The sequence below is a fragment of the Leucobacter iarius genome (assembly GCF_039530105.1).
Lineage (GTDB): Bacteria > Actinomycetota > Actinomycetes > Actinomycetales > Microbacteriaceae > Leucobacter > Leucobacter iarius.
On record NZ_BAAAOB010000005.1, the window covers coordinates 208,094 to 225,212 of the forward strand.

General features: G+C 70.8%; 18 protein-coding genes and 1 tRNA gene. 11 read left to right on the top strand and 8 right to left on the bottom strand.

Features of this window, described 5'->3' with window-relative positions:
• Positions 1-64: 64 nt before the first annotated feature.
• The 4 genes from fdxA to ABD169_RS15270 all read left to right on the top strand — a co-directional run bounded on the left by fdxA (position 65) and on the right by ABD169_RS15270 (position 3,010).
• Positions 65-391, top strand: a complete 327-nt coding sequence (fdxA, locus tag ABD169_RS15255; RefSeq protein ID WP_344033479.1) for a ferredoxin — start codon at positions 65-67, stop codon at positions 389-391.
• Positions 388-1,839 (top strand): FAD-dependent oxidoreductase, encoded by a 1,452-nt coding sequence (locus tag ABD169_RS15260; RefSeq protein ID WP_344033480.1) that lies wholly within the window; start codon positions 388-390, stop codon positions 1,837-1,839. The genes fdxA and ABD169_RS15260 overlap by 4 nt, the downstream gene beginning before the upstream one ends.
• Positions 1,836-2,342 carry a flavin reductase family protein gene (locus tag ABD169_RS15265; protein ID WP_344033481.1) on the top strand — a complete coding sequence of 169 codons (507 nt, stop codon included), beginning with the start codon at positions 1,836-1,838 and terminating at the stop codon, positions 2,340-2,342. The genes ABD169_RS15260 and ABD169_RS15265 overlap by 4 nt, the downstream gene beginning before the upstream one ends.
• A 68-nt stretch (positions 2,343-2,410) precedes the next feature.
• Positions 2,411-3,010, top strand: a complete 600-nt coding sequence (locus ABD169_RS15270; protein WP_046456285.1) for a superoxide dismutase — start codon at positions 2,411-2,413, stop codon at positions 3,008-3,010.
• Positions 3,011-3,012: 2 nt separating this feature from the next.
• Here ABD169_RS15270 and ABD169_RS15275 read toward each other — a convergent pair whose 3' ends face one another.
• Positions 3,013-3,489: a DUF4188 domain-containing protein gene (locus tag ABD169_RS15275; RefSeq protein ID WP_046456284.1), complete on the bottom strand. Its 477-nt coding sequence runs from the start codon at positions 3,487-3,489 to the stop codon at positions 3,013-3,015.
• A gap of 52 nt (positions 3,490-3,541) precedes the next feature.
• Between ABD169_RS15275 and ABD169_RS15280 the strand changes: the two genes are divergently transcribed.
• Entirely contained in the window at positions 3,542-4,090 is a 549-nt protein-coding gene (locus ABD169_RS15280) for a TetR/AcrR family transcriptional regulator (RefSeq protein ID WP_046456283.1), read from the top strand.
• Here the strand turns inward: ABD169_RS15280 and ABD169_RS15285 are convergent.
• From ABD169_RS15285 to ABD169_RS15295, 3 genes are all read right to left on the bottom strand, one after another.
• Positions 4,039-4,716, bottom strand: coding sequence for a DUF998 domain-containing protein (locus tag ABD169_RS15285; RefSeq protein WP_344033482.1), 678 nt, complete (start codon positions 4,714-4,716; stop codon positions 4,039-4,041). The two genes, ABD169_RS15280 and ABD169_RS15285, sit on opposite strands and share 52 nt — an antisense overlap.
• Before the next feature lie 70 nt (positions 4,717-4,786).
• Positions 4,787-5,137: a hypothetical protein gene (locus ABD169_RS15290; protein ID WP_344033483.1), complete on the bottom strand. Its 351-nt coding sequence runs from the start codon at positions 5,135-5,137 to the stop codon at positions 4,787-4,789.
• Positions 5,138-5,271: 134 nt separating this feature from the next.
• On the bottom strand, positions 5,272-5,733 hold the full coding sequence (locus ABD169_RS15295; RefSeq protein ID WP_344033484.1) for a hypothetical protein: 462 nt from the start codon (positions 5,731-5,733) through the stop codon (positions 5,272-5,274).
• A gap of 102 nt (positions 5,734-5,835) precedes the next feature.
• On the opposite strand from ABD169_RS15295, the gene ABD169_RS15300 reads away from it, so the two are divergent.
• Positions 5,836-5,911 (top strand) — tRNA-Lys (locus tag ABD169_RS15300).
• 865 nt (positions 5,912-6,776) lie between these two features.
• On the opposite strand, the gene ABD169_RS15305 is transcribed toward ABD169_RS15300, so the two are convergent.
• Positions 6,777-7,247 (bottom strand): site-specific integrase, encoded by a 471-nt coding sequence (locus ABD169_RS15305; protein ID WP_425560981.1) that lies wholly within the window; start codon positions 7,245-7,247, stop codon positions 6,777-6,779.
• 450 nt (positions 7,248-7,697) lie between these two features.
• Here ABD169_RS15305 and ABD169_RS15310 point away from each other — a divergent pair, with 450 nt between their 5' ends.
• Together ABD169_RS15310 and ABD169_RS15315 are read left to right on the top strand one after the other, a co-directional pair.
• The gene (locus ABD169_RS15310; RefSeq protein ID WP_344033485.1) at positions 7,698-8,462 is read left to right on the top strand and encodes an LPXTG cell wall anchor domain-containing protein; all 765 of its coding nucleotides are present in this window, start codon (positions 7,698-7,700) and stop codon (positions 8,460-8,462) included.
• A 125-nt stretch (positions 8,463-8,587) separates the two neighbouring features.
• Positions 8,588-9,259: a putative antibiotic biosynthesis monooxygenase gene (locus tag ABD169_RS15315; RefSeq protein WP_344033486.1), complete on the top strand. Its 672-nt coding sequence runs from the start codon at positions 8,588-8,590 to the stop codon at positions 9,257-9,259.
• Here ABD169_RS15315 and ABD169_RS15320 read toward each other — a convergent pair.
• Together ABD169_RS15320 and ABD169_RS15325 are read right to left on the bottom strand one after the other, a co-directional pair.
• Positions 9,256-10,983 carry an ATP-binding cassette domain-containing protein gene (locus ABD169_RS15320; RefSeq protein WP_344033487.1) on the bottom strand — a complete coding sequence of 576 codons (1,728 nt, stop codon included), beginning with the start codon at positions 10,981-10,983 and terminating at the stop codon, positions 9,256-9,258. The two genes, ABD169_RS15315 and ABD169_RS15320, sit on opposite strands and share 4 nt — an antisense overlap.
• Positions 10,980-12,647: an ABC transporter ATP-binding protein/permease gene (locus ABD169_RS15325; RefSeq protein ID WP_344033488.1), complete on the bottom strand. Its 1,668-nt coding sequence runs from the start codon at positions 12,645-12,647 to the stop codon at positions 10,980-10,982. The genes ABD169_RS15320 and ABD169_RS15325 overlap by 4 nt, the downstream gene beginning before the upstream one ends.
• A gap of 106 nt (positions 12,648-12,753) precedes the next feature.
• On the opposite strand from ABD169_RS15325, the gene ABD169_RS15330 reads away from it, so the two are divergent.
• Genes ABD169_RS15330 through ABD169_RS15340 form a run of 3 tightly spaced genes read left to right on the top strand, consistent with a single transcriptional unit; the run spans position 12,754 to position 15,677 of the window.
• Positions 12,754-13,824 carry a FecCD family ABC transporter permease gene (locus tag ABD169_RS15330; RefSeq protein ID WP_344033489.1) on the top strand — a complete coding sequence of 357 codons (1,071 nt, stop codon included), beginning with the start codon at positions 12,754-12,756 and terminating at the stop codon, positions 13,822-13,824.
• Positions 13,821-14,621 carry an ABC transporter ATP-binding protein gene (locus ABD169_RS15335; RefSeq protein ID WP_344033490.1) on the top strand — a complete coding sequence of 267 codons (801 nt, stop codon included), beginning with the start codon at positions 13,821-13,823 and terminating at the stop codon, positions 14,619-14,621. Before ABD169_RS15330 ends, ABD169_RS15335 begins: the two co-directional genes overlap by 4 nt.
• Positions 14,622-14,633: 12 nt before the next feature.
• Positions 14,634-15,677 carry an ABC transporter substrate-binding protein gene (locus ABD169_RS15340; protein ID WP_344033491.1) on the top strand — a complete coding sequence of 348 codons (1,044 nt, stop codon included), beginning with the start codon at positions 14,634-14,636 and terminating at the stop codon, positions 15,675-15,677.
• A 61-nt stretch (positions 15,678-15,738) separates the two neighbouring features.
• On the opposite strand, the gene ABD169_RS15345 is transcribed toward ABD169_RS15340, so the two are convergent.
• Positions 15,739-17,085 carry a YncE family protein gene (locus tag ABD169_RS15345; RefSeq protein ID WP_344033492.1) on the bottom strand — a complete coding sequence of 449 codons (1,347 nt, stop codon included), beginning with the start codon at positions 17,083-17,085 and terminating at the stop codon, positions 15,739-15,741.
• Positions 17,086-17,119: the final 34 nt, after the last annotated feature.

The following is a 17,119-nucleotide window of genomic DNA, read 5'->3' on the forward strand; positions in this document are numbered from 1 at the left end:
TGAGGTTTTAGCCTACCGGAGCGGGGCCGGTTCCGGGACCCGATGCCGAACGAAGGAGGTGCGCGTGACCTACGTGATCGCGCTGCCGTGCGTGGACCTCAAGGACCGCGCCTGCGTCGACGAGTGCCCCGTCGACTGCATCTACGAGGGGGACCGGATGCTGTACATCCACCCCGACGAGTGCGTCGACTGCGGCGCCTGCGAGCCCGTCTGTCCCGTCGAGGCGATCTACTACGAGGACGACCTGCCCGAGGTCTGGGCCGACTACTACCGGGCCAACGTCGAGTTCTTCGACGAGATCGGCGCACCGGGCGGCGCGACCCGCACCGGCCCCATCCCGGGCGATCACCCGATCGTGGCCGCGTTGCCCCCGCAGGAGGCCCTGGCATGACGAGCATCTCCCCCGATCCGGCGGCACGGGGCGTCGCGGTCGCCATCGTCGGCGCCGGCCCGGCCGGCGTCTACGCCGCCGACCTGATCCTCGCCCGCGACCCCGGGGCGCGCATCGACCTGTTCGAGAAGCTCCCCGCCCCCTACGGCCTCGTGCGCTACGGGGTCTCGCCCGACCATCCCCGGATCAAGAAGATCCAGGACGCGCTGCATCGCGTGCTCGAGCATCCCGGCATCCGGCTGCACGGCAACGTCGAGATCGGCACGGACCTCACGATCGACGAGCTCCGCGAGGCGTACGACGCGGTCGTGCTCGCCACCGGCGCCGACCGCGACGCCGATCTCGGGATCCCCGGCGCCGAACTGCCCGGATCCTTCGGCGGCGCCGACTTCGTCGCCTGGTACGACGGCCATCCCGACGCGGCGCCCGAGTGGCCGCTCGACGCCGAGTCGGTCGCGGTGATCGGTGCCGGCAACGTGGCGCTCGATGTCGCCCGCATGCTCATCACCCATGCCGAGCACCTGGCGCACACCGACATCCCCGACCACGTCGAGACCGCCTTCGCGCAGAACCCGCTCCGCGATCTGCACCTGCTGATCCGGCGCGGCCCCGCCGACGTGCGGTTCTCGCCGCTGGAGCTGCGCGAGCTCGGCACCCGGCACGACGTCGACGTGATCGTGGATCCCGCCGAGGTCGGACCCGACGAGCACACCGAGCGCATGATCGCGCAGTTCACGCAGCGGCGCCTGATCGTCGAGACGCTGCGGGAGTGGGCCGCGATCGATCCCGCCGACCGCACCGCCTCGCGGCGGGTGCACCTGCACTTCGGGCAGCAGCCCGCGCGGCTCATTGGCCCGGATCGCGTCACCGCCGTCGAGGTGGAGCGCACCCGTCCCGATGCGCTCGGGCGGTACTCCGGCACGGGCGAGACCGTCCGTCACGAGGTCGGGGCGGTCTACCGCACCATCGGCTACCGTTCCTCGCCCGTCCCCGGCGTGCCGTTCGACGAGGCACTCGGGCGGATTCCCGAGGCCGACGGACGCGTGCTGGACCCGAGCGGCGCACCGATCCCCGGGCTGTACGCCACCGGCTGGATCCGCCGCGGGCCGGTCGGCCTCATCGGATCGACCAAGTCGGACGCCGCGGAGACCGTCGCGAGCCTGTTCGCCGATCTCGAATCCGACGGTTCCCGCTCCGTGCCCGGCGTCGGAGGTGTGCTCGCGGCCGAACGCGAGGCGCTCCTCTCGCGCGTCGACACCCGAGTCGATTGGGCGGGATGGCTGCGGGTCGACGCCGCCGAACGGACCCTGGGCGCGATCCGCGAACGCGAGCGCACCAAGATCGCCGACCGGACCGAGCTGCTCCGTTGCGCGGCGGCGTCCGGCCCGACTCCCGACGAGACCCCCTCGACCCCCGACCCCGCAGCAGCACTGGAGAACGCCCGATGACCCGCACCGCAACCGACCTCGCGACCGACTTCAAGGCCGCCTTCCGCGAGCATCCGGCCGGTATCGCCCTCATCACCGCGGCGACCCCGGACGGGCCGGTCGGGCTCACCGCCTCCAGCGTCGCCTCCGTCGCCGTCGATCCCGCGGCCCTCGTCTTCTCGGTCACGCGCACCACCGGCAGCGCCGGGCGGATCCTCTCGGCGGAGTCGTTCCTGGTCCACCTCCTCGACGCCCGGCACGCGCCGCTCGCCCGGGAGTTCGCGGTGACCGGCGGCGAGCGCTTCACCGCCGCGCAGGGCTGGCGCACGCTCGACACCGGCGAACCCCACCTCGGGAGCGCCCGGGTCGCGCTCCGCAGCCGCAGCTTCCAGCAGGTCCCGGTCGGTTCCTCGATGCTCGTCGTCGCGGAGGTGGTCGAGATCCTCACCGGGGATCCGGTACCGACGACCGAGCCGATGATCTACCTCGATCGCACCTTCCGGAACGCCGGATCGGAGCTCTGACCCGCGCGTCCGACGCGCACCCCGACCCACCGCGGCCACCCGTCGCGGTCGACAGAAAAGGAATCGCAATGCCCGAATACACCCTCCCCGACCTGCCCTACGACTACAGCGCCCTCGAGCCGCACATCTCGGCGCGGATCATGGAACTGCACCACTCCAAGCACCACCAGGCCTACGTGACCGGCGCGAACACCGCGCTCGCGCAGCTCGCCGACGCCCGCGAGAGCGGCGACCTGGCGAACGTCAACAAGCTCGAGAAGGACCTCGCGTTCAACCTCGGCGGGCACCTCAACCACAGCATCTTCTGGGAGAACCTGTCGCCGAACGGCGGCGGCGACCCCGAGGGCGCCCTCGCCGAGGCGCTCGGCGAGCACTTCGGATCGATCGAGCGGTTCCGTGCCCATTTCACGGCGACCGCGCTCGGCGTGCAGGGATCCGGCTGGTCGGTGCTCGCGTGGGACGAGCTCGGCAAGCGGCCGGTGATCTTCCAGCTCTTCGACCAGCAGGGCAACGCCCCCATGGGCGTCACGCCGCTGCTGCAGCTCGACGTCTGGGAGCACGCCTACTACCTCGACTACGCGAACGTGCGGGCCGACTACGTGAACGCGTTCTGGAACATCGTCAACTGGGAGGACGTGCAGCGCCGCTTCGCCGCGGTGCAGGGGTAGTCTCAGCGCCCCAGCCGCTGCCGCGCCGTACTCGTCCCCGGCCCGACCGGGGCGTGCGCGGTCGCGGCGGCGAGCCCGAAGAGCGGCATGTCGCTGTAGACGGTCTCGCTGTCGCGCGCCGGCACCTGGTAGGTCTCGTGCCAGACGCCGACGTCGCCGCTGCCGCTGAAGTTCTTCTGGAAGTCCCGCCAGGGCTGCAGGTGCGGCGCGTCACGATCGGCGGCGAAGCGCTGGAGGTGCTCGGGGCTGCGCCAGTACGACACCAGGATCGTGGTGCGGCCGAGCCACTGCTGGAACCCGAGCAGCCCGGCGTCGGGATGCGTCGACAGGTGGCTCAGCATCGGCGGCATGCGGCGGGCGACCCGCAGCACCCGCCCGATCCGCCACCAGCGGTTGGCCCGCATGCCGATGAGGAACACGGTGACGGTCTCGCCGTCGACGACCGCGGTGTAGCGCCCGGGAAAGACTGCGTTGCTCATGATCGACCCTCCGTAACGGTGTTATATAACAATGTAACGCTAGGATCGGACCATGTCCAGACCCACCAGTTACGACGAGGCCACGCGCGCACGACTGCTGGCCGCCACCGCCGATTCGGTCGCCGCCGACGGCCCGGATCGCGTCTCGCTGCGCGAGGTCGCGCGAACCGCGGGCACATCGACCTCGGCGGTGTACGCGCTCTTCGGCGGCAAGGACGAGCTGCTGGGCGCGGTCATCGCCGACGGCTTCGCGTCGTTCGCGTCCGCGCAGCGGGCGGCCGAACCCGGCGGCCTGCACGCGCTCGGCCTGGCCTACCGCGCCTGGGCGCACGAGCACCCTTCGCTCTACCGCCTAATGTTCGGCGGCGCACTCGCCTCCTACGAGGGCGAGGGCGCGATGGACGCGCTCGATCCGCTGATCGCCGCCCTCGCCGCGCGCGGAGCCGAGGACCCGCTCGCCGCCGCCCTCACGGTGTGGGCGCACGTGCACGGAGCGGTCAGCCTCGAGTTCGCCTGCGTCGCTCCGCCCGCAGTGGACCCCGACGCCGTCTACGCCGACGTGCTCGACGCGGTCGAGCGCCTGTGGCCGGAACGCGACTGAACCCGCAGCCCGAACCACAGCAGCCAGAGCACCCCGATCGAGGTCGCGACGAACTCGAGAAGGCCGCCGATGTCGGTGCGGAACCGCAGCAGCGAGAAGATCCCCCCGGTCGCGGCGATCACCGCCACCGAGCCGGCGGCCGCCAGCGATCCGTGTCGCAGGGACCGGTCCGCGTCGCTGCCCGCGACGGCGAGCATCGCCAGCGCCGCAGCCCCGAAGGCGACCACCGCCGAGGACGTGTGCACGAGATCCTGCCAGCGGATCTCGTCCGCGAACGGGATCGGGCACCCGGAAGTGCAGGGCTCCTGGGAGGCGACGAAGAAGCAGGCGGAGGATATCGCGAGTAGCGCCGCCGGCCGCAGGAGCATCGCGTCCCATCGCCGCAGGCGGACGCCCCTCGCCGACCAGGCGACGACCAGACCCCCGAACACGATCAGCAGCAGGGCGTACTTGAACCACCGGGCGGTCGGCTCCTCCGCCCCCAGCTCGCTGACGTAGACGGGTCGCTCGATGAGGAGCCGCCCCGCCCAGATGATCGCCAGCGCAGCGGCGAGGGCGAGCGCGGCGGCGGCGGTCAGCGCTCGGCGCGCTCGGGTCGTTCGGGTCGACGGGATCTGCACGGTCACCCTTCGACGCTAGGGGCGAATCCGATCTCGCGGATCGGCCCCGAGTACCGGATCACCGGCACCGCGAGCCCTATCGGGCGAACTGGAGCAGGAGCGCCGCTCCGACTCCGAACCCGCCCATGATGGTGCCGAGGATCCCGAGGATCAGCGGCGCCGGATTCTTCGCCCCCGCGTTCATCTCCTTGATCGAGAGCACGATGGCCGAGATGCCGACGATGAAGCCGATCGTGCCGAGGATCGCCGGGAAGAGGAAGAGCGAGACGCCGCCCGTGATGATCGAGATGACGCCCTGGCGCATCGCCGTGATGGCCTTCTTCTGGGGAGCCTGCGGCGGCTGGTAGGGCTGCTGCGGGAGCGGCGCCTGGGCCGGCTGCTGGGCCTGGGGCTGGCTCGGATCGACGGGCTGCTGCGGATACGACATAGCGGATACCAATTCGTTCGATGATGGGGGGGGGGTGCGCCGCGAGCGTCGGGCGCCAGTCGATCATATGCCGACAGGGGTCTGGAAATGACATCTCGAGGCTGCCTCCCCGCCGCTGGCGCGCCGAGGGCCCGTCACGCCTCGACCGTGACCTCCACGATCGCGTCGGCGGAGTCGAACCGGACCGCCGGCCAGTAGCCCGGGGCGAAGTGCTCCTCGCAGGAATCCTCGAGGTGCAGCACCACGTCGCCGTCCGGCCACGCCTCGACGGTCTGCAGCACGAGGTCCTCGGCGGCCTCGGCGAGCTCCTCCGCGGTGGGAACCTCCTCGCTGAACTCGGTCGCGACGGCGTCCGTCGCCCGCCGCACGGTCTCCGGGCGCCCCAGCAACGCGGCGATCCGCGGAACCAGCGCGGCGACCGCCCCCGGCTCCGTCGCGCGCACCATGATCTCGGGCGCACCCGATCCGCCATCCGCGGAGCTCGGATCCGGCATCGAGGTGACCCAGTCGTGCAGCAGCACCTCGCCGGTGGTGAGCGTCGTCGACGCGCGGATGAGGTCACCCCAGGGCGACAGAACGGCGATGGAGTCGGTCATGCTGCCGAGTGTAGGGGTGGACCGGGAAGGGCCGCATCACCCGCGTCCCGCCGCTCCCTCACCCGATATGACTCGGCGGCCCCGACCGGGTAAGTTGGTTCCGGGCCTGTAGCTCAGTTGGCAGAGCATCGGACTTTTAATCCGCGGGTCGCGGGTTCGAGCCCCGCCGGGCCCACCAATGATTGCAAGACCCCAGCGCGTCAAGCGCAGCGCTGGGGCCTTGCAATCCCCTCCAAAACCCATCCCGGGGCGCTCGAATTACGCTCCAATCCTCACGGCAGTCAGATACTCAGTCTGACCCTCAATAACCAAAGCCCTGCGCTTCACACGCCAGCCCGCAAATCGCTCTGGGAGGGCAGAGAACGGCGACCCCGACGCTCGTCTTACTAGAGTGAAGGCATGAGGATCTCTGGCCTTTCCTCGACCGTCGCTGGCGTTCTTGCTCATGACGCGTAGAGTACGGACGGCTCTGAGTCTCGGAGCCTTCCTCGCCCCCGCCTGCGCGTTGCTGTGGATTGCGCCCGTGTGGCTACCCCGGCTCCCCAGTGCCCTTCCCAGCCACTGGGGAGCCGGTGGACTTTCTGATTCGACTACTTCGACAGAAGCTCTTCTGAATGGCTGTCTACTCATCTCGGGAACAGGCGTGTTGGTCGCTATTGTCGGCTACTTCATACCTGGGCCCGGCGTAGCCGCATCGAGATGGGTCATCGCCTTGGGCGGAAGTCTCAGTGCGGTGCCAGCTGCGGTGTGGATCAGTGCGGCCGCGACTGCCCTCGACCAGCCCCTAGGACTGGGCTTGCCGCTCGGCGCGGGAGTGCTTCTCACCATGTTGGCAGTTGTGTATGGCGCGCTACCTGCCCTACTGCGGCCCGCCCCAAGAGCCCTGCAGCCAAAGCCCGGCCCTTCCTAGACACCCTGCAACTCTGATGCAAAGCCGAACGCTGTGTCGTTCCTGGAACCCGTCCGCGATCTCGTGTCTCGAGCTGTATCTGGCCCACGAAGCAACCTCTGACATCAATGGTTGGCGTCCACCCCAGTCTCTGTTAGACCGACCGCGCTTTGTAGAGCTGGAACCTCTTCGAGTGCTCGTTGTAGTCGGTCGGGTACAGGTGTCCGTAGATGCTGTCGGTTGTTGTCACGCTGGCGTGCCCCATCCAGCGGCTCACTTCGTAGGGCGTGATTCCTGCCGCGAGCCAGATACTCGCCGCGGTGTGCCGGAGGTCGTGGACCCGCATCTTGGGGAGCCCGGCCCGCTTCACCGCGGGGTCGAAGTGGTTGCGGAGGAACCTGGAGCCGTCGAGGACTCGGTCGTAGTCGGGCTCACGTGACCCTGGTGCACGTCCCGGCCAGAACAGGGCCTCTGGGTCGTGCCGCTTGGGGTGCCTCGTCAAATGGGATTGGAGGTCTGCGAGGAGACTGAAGTCTAGGAGTGGAACCTCGCGGGTGGATCGGGCGGACTTCGGAGTGCCGAACACCCATCCCTGGCCCTTGACTCGCTGCGCGGTCTGTCTCACGAAAACACGCCTATCTGCCAGCCCTACGTCTCCGACCTTTTATCCGCGGGTCGCGGGTTCGAGCCCCGCCGGGCCCACTCCTCACCAGGGCCAGAGACCCCCGCTTCGGCGGGGGTCTTCTGCTGCATCGGCGATGCCGATTCGATCGACCAACGCGTCACGCGGTTCGATGAACGCCCTGCCGAAGTCGAGTTGCGATCGGCGCGACACCGTCGACCAGGATGAATGAAATAATGAGGCGCTCCTTGCTCTCGAACGCAAGGCGCGACGGGGTCATCCATCTGGGGAGAATGGACGAACCCACCGCCCGGTGCGACAAGTCGGTCCTGCCAGAGGTCGCTCCGACGAGTACTTCTGCTGGTTGCCGCTGCCTGCGGCGGGTCGCATGATGCTCGTCAGCATGCGACCAACTCTTTCTCTTGAAAATCTGTTCCTGGAGGAGCGTGTCGTATGGACTGTGTACTGGCGGAGACGGGGAGCGAACCGAATCTCTTTCTTCTGATCGCGGGGGCTGCAGCCCTCGTGCTCGGCACGGCACTGGTGTTGCGCAGACGGGCACCGCGCGCCGTTCAGGGAGCTCTCGCACTGACCGCGATTCTGGTCGGCGCGGCGACCTTGACGGGCCTGGCCACCCAGCCGGCGGTTGCGGCTTCCCCCTGTCCCCCGGCAAAGGTTCAGACAGCAGCACCGACGCCCGCGCCGACACCGGGGCCGACGCCCACCCCCACTCCGACGCCCCAGCCCACCCCAGAGCCGACTCCGACGCCCAAGCCGACCGTCATCGACGGCGAGGTGACGGCAGACCTGACCAATTCGGTTGACGACCTCGGCGTGCAGTCGATCACCTACACCGGATCATTCGGCCCGAGCGCTGCTTCGACCGCCGCCGTGCCTGCGGGGTCGGTCGTCGAGTTCACGATCAAGAACAACGTGTACGGGGGCGGCGTGGGAACCGCGACCTGGACGGTGGACCCCCGTCTCACCTGCGATCCGTCGCCGCTGCCCACGACGCTGAACACGGGGGGAGCCTTCACGGAGACCCTCGTGGTGACCTGTCGGACCACCCAGGCGCTCAAGCCCGGCGACACCCCCGCGACGATTGCCGCAGACATCGATCCCAGCTACAGCGGAAGCATCACCTCCACTATCTTGGATCTGCCGGGCGATGTCGATGCGACGAACAACACCCGGAGCGCAGAGCTCGTCGGCGCCTGACACGGAGACGCGCTCTGCGACGGGCGCCTCTTCGGGCCGGGGCGGACCCGAGCCCGCCCAGATCGAAACCTCCCCGAAACCGTCGCGAAACCGCCCCCGAACGTTGCTCTGATCAACTGGTGCGCATGAGCCTTCCGGTCACCGTCACAGTGCGCAGAGAAACGGTCGATACGCGCGTGGATGAGGTCCTCGCCTGGCTGGATCAGGGCCTCCTGCTCGCCCGCGGCTTCGACGGGTATCTCGGAGGCGGGGTGCTGCGCGACGCCTCCCGCGAAAATGTTCTCTACACGGTGTACGCCTTCACCGACCGCCGCTCGCTCGAGCGGTGGAACCATTCCGAGCAGTGGCACGGGTGGACGCGGGACGGGGCTCCCCTCGCCCGCGTGGCGGATGTGCAGCGGCGCACCGGGCTGGAGGGGTGGTTCGCGGAGACTCAGACTGCGCCCGGTCGCGGCTCGAAGCGGCGCCGTCCGCGAGCGACGGCTCCGTCTTCGGCACCGCCCCGTTGGAAGCAGGCGACGGCGATCTGGTGCGGCATGCTCCCCCTGAACATCGGGGTGACCTCCATCGCGACGCAGCTGCCGTGGTGGGGGCAGCTGCCGATCGCCGTGCGCTCCCTCCTCCTGGTGTCCTCGCTGGTCCCCCTCATGACCTTCCTCGTGATGCCCGCGGTGACCCGCGTCCTCCGGCCCTGGCTGAGGCGCGATCCCTCGGCTGCGAGGAGCGAACGGATCCTGCAGGATGCGCTCGATTCCCTGGGCGGTGCGGGATCGACCCGCGGCCGCGAGCGAGGCTAGGCGGAATCGCCCTCAGGATCGCCCGCAGGTTCGCCCGAGCGGGCGACACGGGCGACGCGGGTCGGATCGAGGCGGAGCACCTCGTCGAACCGCTCCAGGGTCTCCGCCCGGTGGGAGGCGGCCAGCACCGTTCCGGGGAACCGGGCGATGGCGTCGGAGATCACGCGCTCCGAATCGGGATCGAGGCTGGCGGTGATCTCGTCGACGATCAGCACCCGCGGGCGCCGGAGCAGGGCGCGCGCCAACCGCAGTCTGGCGTGCTGCCCTCCGGATAGCCGGACGCCCTGCTCGCCGAGCTCGTCGTCCAGCGTGATCCATCCGTCGGCGCCGACCTCGGCGAGGGAGCTGCGCAGGTCCGCGTCGCTGCATCCGCCCGCGCCCGCCCCGCGGAGCAGATTGTCGCGGAGCGTCCCCGGGAAGAGGTGCCCGTCCTGCTCGACGAACCCGACGGCGGCGCGGAGCTCCGTGTCGGCGATCGCATCGAGCGGATACCCGCGCCCGGCCTCGTCCACGAGCTCGATCGCTCCCGAGTCCGGATCCCAAAGACGACCGGCCAGGGCGAGCAGCGTGCTCTTCCCGGCTCCGGACGCGCCCGCGAGGCCGACGTGGGCGCCGGGTCGGACCGTCGCGGACCAGTCGGAGATCGCGGCGGTCCGCTCGTCGTAGGAGAACCCCACCGCGCTGAACCGGATCCCGAGCGGGCCGTCGGGAAGCGGTTCTCCGTCGCGCGTCCACCCGATGACCCGCGGCCGGTCGAATCCCGCGGCGACGTTCTGCGCGCTCGCGGCCAGGGGCCCGAGCTGTCCGATGGTCGCCGTGGCATCGCTCAGCGCGGCGACTCCGGCGACTGCGATCGCGATCAGCGCGGGGAGGGTCGCCGCCGTCCCGGCCGAGACCGGGTCGCCGCCGAGGAGACCCGCGGCCGCGGCTCCGGCGAGGACCACCCCGATGATGACGATCGCGACGACGAGCTCGCGGACCCCGGAGACGGTCTGCGCGAGCATCTCCGTTCGGGCCGCGGTCCGCGCCGACCGCCGGGTCGTCGCCTGGGCTCCGGCGATCACCCGGGGTTCCAGCCCGGCCGCGAGCACCTCCCGCAGCGCTCCCAGCGCGTCGACGATGCCCGTCGTCAGTTGCTCCCGCTCCCGCTGCTCGCGGGAGCCGAGGCGACGCGCCGCCCGCGCACCGAGCAGGGTCGATCCGAGCACGAGCGCCCCACCGACCAGCACGACCAGTGCCGCCGCGGGCAGCAGCACCGCCGACGCGATCGCGGAGAGCGCGAACACCAGCGCCGAGGTCGCGAGTTGCGCGACGGTGTGCGCGTAGAAGAACTCGAGCTTCTCGATGTCGCCCAGCACGGCCGCGGCTCCCCGCGCCGAGTGCTCCCGACGGCGGGCCGGTGTGCTGCGCGCGGAGGAGTCGAACAGGGCCGCCCGGAGGCGGGCCAGCACGCGATACGCGAGGGCGTGGGAGACGTCCATCTCGTGCCAGGTGAGGAACGCGCGGACGAGCACCAGCACGATGATCGCGACGGTCCACCAGGCCGGCGGCCAGGTGCGCGTCACCAGCGCGCCGCCGACACCTCCGGCGATGAGCGCCGAAAGCGCCGCGAGCCCGATGGCGCTCGCGGCGCCGGTGGCGAACCCCCGGATCATGCCGGCCCGTTCGGATCGCAGCGCCACCAGGAGCCGGGTGTACGCGCGCACGGCCTCCGACGTCTTCATGCGGCGCCTCCCTGCGACCGGATCCGGCCGGCTTCGACGAGATGGATGTCCGAGATTCCGTGGAGCGTCTCGATCCGGTGGGTGGTCATGAGCACGATCCGTTCCCGGGCGGCGTCGTGCAGCGACCGCATCACGGTCTCCGCACTCGCCGGATCGAGGGCGCTCGTGGGTTCGTCGACGAGCAGGACGGGGCGATCGGAGAGCAGCGCCCGGGCGAGCGCGATCCGCTGGCGCTGTCCGCCGGAGAGGCTCGTGCCGGCCTCGGTCACTTCGGATTCGAATCCGTCGGGCAGGGCGCTGATCTCGGACAGGATCCCGGCACGCGAGCAGGCGTCGACGAGCGCATCCTGCGATGCGCGGCCGTGCGGGTCGAGGTTCTCGCGCAGCGTGCCCGCGAAGAGCACGGGGCGCTGGGAGAGCACCGCGGTATCGCCCGGTGCGAGCGGGCGACCGTCGAGTTCGATCCGACCCGAATCGGGGGTCAGGAACCCGAGCACCAGGTCGAACAGCGTCGACTTGCCGGTGCCAGAGGGCCCGACGATGGCGTGCAGCCTGCCGCCTTCGACGACGAGGTCCACGTCCTGCAGCACCTCCTGATCCGCAGCGGGGTAGCGGTACGACACGCGTTCGAGCCGGAGGACCGCTCCGCGCAGGGGTCCACCGGGCAACGTCTCGGGAACGCGGAACACCGGATCCGGATCGACCTCCGGGCGCCCGGGCCCGAAAGCGCCCAGCTCGCACAGGCTGGGCACGGCGGTCAGGCCGAGGAACCCGGCGTGCCAGTGCCGGGACAGATCGCGGATCGGTCGGAATGCTTCGGACGAGAGCATGAGCACGGCGTAGACCCTGAACGGTACCGGGATGCCGGAGGTCGCGCTGCCCACGGCGACGAACGCGGCGGCGACGAGCCCACCCTGCACCGCGAAGTCGGTCACGGCCGTGCCCGCGAGGGACGCCCGCATGGTTCGTTCCGTCGTGCGCCGGAGCGCGTCCGACCGGCGTGCGATGCGCTCGCGCGTCCGACCGACGTCGCCCAGCAGGCGGAGCGTCGACATGCCCCGCAGCGAGTGGAGCACCTCGTCGCTCAGCGCTTCGTATTCGCCCCACTGCCCATCGCCTCGCCGCGCCAGCACGCGCTTCCACGCGAGCGGGCCGAGCACCGCGAGGAGGACTCCGAGGGCGACACATCCGGCCGCGAGCGGAGAGATGGAGCAGAGGACCAGGAGCACGATCGGGGTGCCGACCACGAGCTGCACGGTCGCCGGAATGTACTTCGACACGTACGCGTCAGTCCCTTCCACCCCGTCGACGATCGCGGCAGCAGCGGCACCGTCGCCCGCTGCCGCGTCGTGCAGCCGTTCGGGTCGCAGCACCGCGATCAGCGCCCGGCGGCGCAGCGAGCTCCGGACGCACCCCCCGAGGCGGGCGGCCGCGGCCGCCTGGCCCCGCGCGAGCAGGATCCGGAGCGCGGCGCCGAGGAGGATCGCGACGGCGCCGGCGACCAGTTGCGAGGCGTCGCCACGGAGGAATCCGGACAGGGCCCACGCGATGGCGAACGCCTGCAGCACGTGCGTGGCGAGGACGGCGAGCTGGAGCGCCGCGGCCAGGAGGAACGGCAGAGGGAACCTCAGGGCCTCGCGCCAGAGAACGGGGACCAGCATCATCGGTCGGACTCCTTCGAGCGGGCGGGCAGGCCGATCGCACGCGGATTCGGGCGACCGATCACACCGTAAATGAAAACGATTCTCAATATCTACTAGACTCGCCGCCATGCCTCATTCATCACTCCGCCGGACCGGCGCGTTCCGCCGGGTCGCACTGCTGAGCGCACTCGCCTGCGGGATCCTCGTCGTCCTCGTGGTCTCGGGTTCGACCGGCATGGTGCGGGTCGGGCTCGCCGACGCTGCACGGCTCGTGATCGGGCACCTGATCCCGGGGATGCCGTGGATGACCGACGGGTCGCTGACCCCGCTTCAGGATCAGGCGGTCTGGCAGTTCCGGTTGCCCCGCGCCCTGCTCGCGGGCATCTCGGGAGCAGGCCTCGCACTCGCCGGCGCGATCATGCAGGTCGTGGTCCGTAACCCGCTCGCAGAGCCCTACATCCTCGGCGTCTCCTCCGGGGCGAGCGTCGGCGCCGTGCTCGTCATCGTCGGCGGAAGCGCCGCGGCCGCGGGGCTCGGGCTCAGCGGCGCCGCCTTCCTCGGCGCGATGCTGGCCGGGATCCTCGTGGTGTTCCTCGCCCGCCGTCGGGGCGAGCTCTCCCCCACCCGGATGATCCTCGCCGGCGTCGCGCTCGGGTCCCTCCTCAGCGCCGTCACGAGCTACCTCACGCTCACGACGGACGCGCAGAACGTCGTGAGCATCATGTTCTTCCTCCTCGGCAGCGTCTCGGCCGCGACCATGTCGTCGTTGCCGATCCCCGCCGTCGCCCTCCTGGTCTCCTGCGCAGCGGCACTGGCGCTCGCCCGACCGATGAACGCGCTGCTTTCGGGCGACGAATCCGCGCTGGCCGTCGGGGTGCGCACCACCCGGCTCCGGGCGCTCCTGCTCGTCATCGCCTCCCTGCTCACCGGAGTGGTGGTCGCGGTGAGCGGCGGCATCGGCTTCGTCGGGCTCGTCGTCCCCCATGCCGCGCGCATGCTCGTCGGTTCCGACCACCGCAGGATGCTGCCGGTGACCGTGCTCGCCGGAGCACTGTTCCTGATGGTCGCTGACCTGCTCGCCCGTACCGTCGCCGTGCCGACCGAGATCCCCCTCGGGGTCCTCACGGCCTTCGTCGGCGCCCCCTTCTTCCTGTGGCTGATGCGCCGCGGCGGCGAACGAGCGGGGTTCGACCGATGAGCATCGAATTCCACGGCCTCCGCGTCGACCTCGGCGGACGCCCCGTCCTGACGGGCGTCGACCTGCGGATCCGGCCCGGCCGGGTCACCGCGCTGATCGGACCGAACGGCAGCGGGAAGTCGACGCTGCTGCGCACCGTCTTCGGCGCCCGCCGGCCCACGCGGGGCCGCGTCACCATCGACGGCGCCGACGTCGTGAGGATCCCGCCCCGGCAGCTCGCGAGGACGGTCGCCGTCATGCTCCAGGACGCGCCGTCCGAGTTCGACCTGACCGTGCGCGAGACCGTGATGGTCGGTCGGGCACCGCACCAGGCCGCGTTCGCCCCCGACCGGGCGGTCGACCGCCTCGCCGTCGACCGCGCCCTGCGAACGGTCGGCCTTCAGGAGCACGCGGAGCGGCTGCTCCGGCAGCTGTCCGGCGGTCAACGCCAGCGGGCGATGCTCGCTCGCGCGCTCGCGCAGGACGGGCGGATCCTCGTGCTCGACGAACCAACCAACCACCTCGACATCACTCATCAGCTCGAGATCATGCGCCTCGTCGGCGGACTCGGCATCACCGTCGTCGCAGCGCTGCACGACCTCGCGCTCGCCGCCGACTTCTGCGACGACGTCGCCGTGCTCCACGAGGGCAGGCTGCGCGCGTTCGGGCCCCCGTCCGAGATCCTGTGCGCCCCGCTCGTCCGAGAAGTGTTCGGGGTCGATCCGCGCCCGTCGACGGAGGACGCCTCCGGCCACCGCTTCCTGAGGTTCCGGCCGGTCGCCGAACCCGCGCCCACCCGCGCTCCCGCGCACGAATAACCAAGGAGAACCATGCACCAGCGCACCACCACCCCGCGATCACGAGTGGCACGATCCCGGATCCCGCTCGCGGTCTCGGCATCGGCGCTCGCGCTCGCACTCGTCGGCTGCGGCACCGCCGTGGCGAGCGACAAGCCGCAGGCCCGGACGAACACGGGCCCCATCGTGCTCGAGAACTGCGGCCGGGACCTCACCGTGCCGAGCACCCCGAAGGCCGTGGTCGGCCTCCACCCGTCGCAGACCGAGCTGCTGCTCCGCCTCGGCGTCGCGGATCGGATGGTCGGCCAGGCCCAGACCACCTCGCTGGCGCTGCCCGACGACGTCGCGAAGCTCGCGACGGATATCCCCGTGATCGGAGAAGCGTCCCCGCCCAGCCGGGAGGATCTGCTCGCCGTATCGCCGGACTTCGTCTACTCGCCCACCACCTACGAGTTCACCGCGGAGAAGGGCTTCGCCAGCATCGATCAGCTGGCTTCGGCGGGCGCCACGGCCTACGTGGCCACCGGCGGCTGCTTCGACCGGCGCATGACCGGCACGGTCGACGACCTCTTCGTCGACCTGCAGAACCTGGGGCGGATCTTCCAGGCGGAGGACGAGGCGGCCCGACTCACCGACCGGGCGAAGCAGGATCTCGCCGAGGTGCAGCGGACCATCGATGGCGAACGGAAGCCGAAGGCCGCCCAGGTCTTCGTCGACGGAACCTCGCTGTCCGCGATCGGGGCCGGCGTCGAGCACGACATCATGCGCCTCGCCGGGGCCGAGAATCTCTACGACCCGAAGGATCCGGCGTTCGCCGACTTCTTCGCCGCGCAGATCACCCCGGAGGCGCTCGCGGCCAAACGCCCGGAGGCGCTCGTGTTCGCGGTGACGGACGACGCGCACGAACGCGCGACGCGGGAGTACCTACGGAAGACCTTCCCCGACATGCCCGCGGTGAAGAACGACCGCCTCATCTCGATCCCGTTCAGCGACACGTTCCCGGGCACGCTGGGCAACATCGACGCGGTGCAGCGGATCGCGGCCGGGCTCTACCCCGAGAAGTCCGGCAGCCAGTAGGCCGGGATGGCCGAGGGCTCGCTCGGAGCGAAGCCCTCGGCCACCGACCACCGGTCTGACCTCAGCGAGCGACCCGGTTCCGCCGGGCGCGGCTCAGGAACAGCACCGCGCAGCCCGCGAGCAGCAGGGCGCCGAGGATCCAGACCGAGCCGTCCGATGCCGCCCCCGTGACGGCGAGACCGGGCTTCGCGCCGTTCGAGCCGCCGCCGGCGCCGCCGTTCGCGGCGGCATTCGAGTCGGCGCTCGCGCCGGACGCGGCGCTCGCATTCGCGCTCGCGTTCGCGCTCGCGCTCGCGCTCGCGTTCGCGCCGGACGCGGCGTTCGCTGCCGCATCGGAACCCGATCCGCTGTTCGCTTCCTGGCCCGAGCCCGCGTTGGCGTCCTGATCCGCACCGGCACCCGTGTCTTCGAGCACGGTCAGCGTCGCAGGGCCCGAGGTGATCTCCTGGCCCGCGACCGAGAAGACGGCACGGTACTGGGATCCCGAGTCGGCGAGCGCGGTCGCGGGCGTGGTGTAGCTCGCAGCGGTGGCACCCGGGATCGGCTCCCACGCGGCGCCGGCGTCGGCGCGGCGCTCCCAGCGAACGCTGTCGGGCGTCCCGCTCGTGACCCCCGCGGTGAAGGTCGCGGTCTGCCCCTCCTGCACGGTCTGGTCGGTCGGATCCACCGCCTCAATGGGCGGGGCCACCGGCGTGATCTTCGTCAGCTGGTTGCCCGCCAACGTGGTGACGTAGCTCGCGTTCGTGACCGGATTGGTCGCGATGTAATAGGGTCTCGGGATCCCGCCCAGCGTTTGCGCGAGCGCGCCGGTGGTGCGGTCGACGATGCCGACCGCACCGCTGAACGGTGCCGTCACGAACATCGAGTTCAAGCCGGGATCATCGGACTGGAAGAAGGTGTTGGCGAGCGGCAGCGTCGACCTGATCACACCGGTCGCGGTATCGATGACGGGCGCTGCGCTGCTGTTGTCGGCCACGTACAGCCGGCTACCGTCGGCCGAGGGGGTGATGGTCTCCGAGAAGAAGGTCGGGGTGGCGAGCTGGCCAGCCGAGACCGGACCACCGGGCGTCGTGATGTCGAAGACCGAGATGAAGCGATCCGACAGGTTCGCGACGTAGAGCGTCTTGCCGTCGGGCGAGAGCGTGCCCCCTATCGGGGACTTGCCGACCGGCAGGGTGACCGCCGGTGCACTCGCCCCGGGCAGCACGACGGCGAGGGATCTCTGAGTGTTGTTCCCGGTGTACTGCGAGGCGTAGAGCACCCCGGTCGGGCCGACGGCCAGGTTGAAGGGCTCGTTCGGCACGGCGATGGTGCGCACGCCGGTGAGGTCGGCGCCGTCACGCCCGTACACCAGCCCCTCGGTACGGGAGGCGACGTACACCAGGTCACGGTCCGGATCGATGGCCACGCCCGAGCCGCTCCGCGGCAGGATGACCTGCCCG

What these genes read in the sequence shown, in the direction of transcription:
- ABD169_RS15275 (WP_046456284.1), bottom strand. Translation starts at nt 3,489, where the DNA reads ATGAGCAACGCAGTCTTTCCCGGGCGCTACACCGCGGTCGTCGACGGC.
- ABD169_RS15320 (WP_344033487.1), bottom strand. Translation starts at nt 10,983, where the DNA reads ATGAAGACGTCGGAGGCCGTGCGCGCGTACACCCGGCTCCTGGTGGCG.
- ABD169_RS15280 (WP_046456283.1), top strand. Translation starts at nt 3,542, where the DNA reads ATGTCCAGACCCACCAGTTACGACGAGGCCACGCGCGCACGACTGCTG.
- ABD169_RS15335 (WP_344033490.1), top strand. Translation starts at nt 13,821, where the DNA reads ATGAGCATCGAATTCCACGGCCTCCGCGTCGACCTCGGCGGACGCCCC.
- ABD169_RS15340 (WP_344033491.1), top strand. Translation starts at nt 14,634, where the DNA reads ATGCACCAGCGCACCACCACCCCGCGATCACGAGTGGCACGATCCCGG.
- ABD169_RS15260 (WP_344033480.1), top strand. Translation starts at nt 388, where the DNA reads ATGACGAGCATCTCCCCCGATCCGGCGGCACGGGGCGTCGCGGTCGCC.
- ABD169_RS15295 (WP_344033484.1), bottom strand. Translation starts at nt 5,733, where the DNA reads ATGACCGACTCCATCGCCGTTCTGTCGCCCTGGGGTGACCTCATCCGC.
- ABD169_RS15290 (WP_344033483.1), bottom strand. Translation starts at nt 5,137, where the DNA reads ATGTCGTATCCGCAGCAGCCCGTCGATCCGAGCCAGCCCCAGGCCCAG.
- ABD169_RS15270 (WP_046456285.1), top strand. Translation starts at nt 2,411, where the DNA reads ATGCCCGAATACACCCTCCCCGACCTGCCCTACGACTACAGCGCCCTC.
- ABD169_RS15265 (WP_344033481.1), top strand. Translation starts at nt 1,836, where the DNA reads ATGACCCGCACCGCAACCGACCTCGCGACCGACTTCAAGGCCGCCTTC.
- ABD169_RS15325 (WP_344033488.1), bottom strand. Translation starts at nt 12,647, where the DNA reads ATGATGCTGGTCCCCGTTCTCTGGCGCGAGGCCCTGAGGTTCCCTCTG.
- ABD169_RS15315 (WP_344033486.1), top strand. Translation starts at nt 8,588, where the DNA reads ATGAGCCTTCCGGTCACCGTCACAGTGCGCAGAGAAACGGTCGATACG.
- ABD169_RS15310 (WP_344033485.1), top strand. Translation starts at nt 7,698, where the DNA reads ATGGACTGTGTACTGGCGGAGACGGGGAGCGAACCGAATCTCTTTCTT.
- ABD169_RS15330 (WP_344033489.1), top strand. Translation starts at nt 12,754, where the DNA reads ATGCCTCATTCATCACTCCGCCGGACCGGCGCGTTCCGCCGGGTCGCA.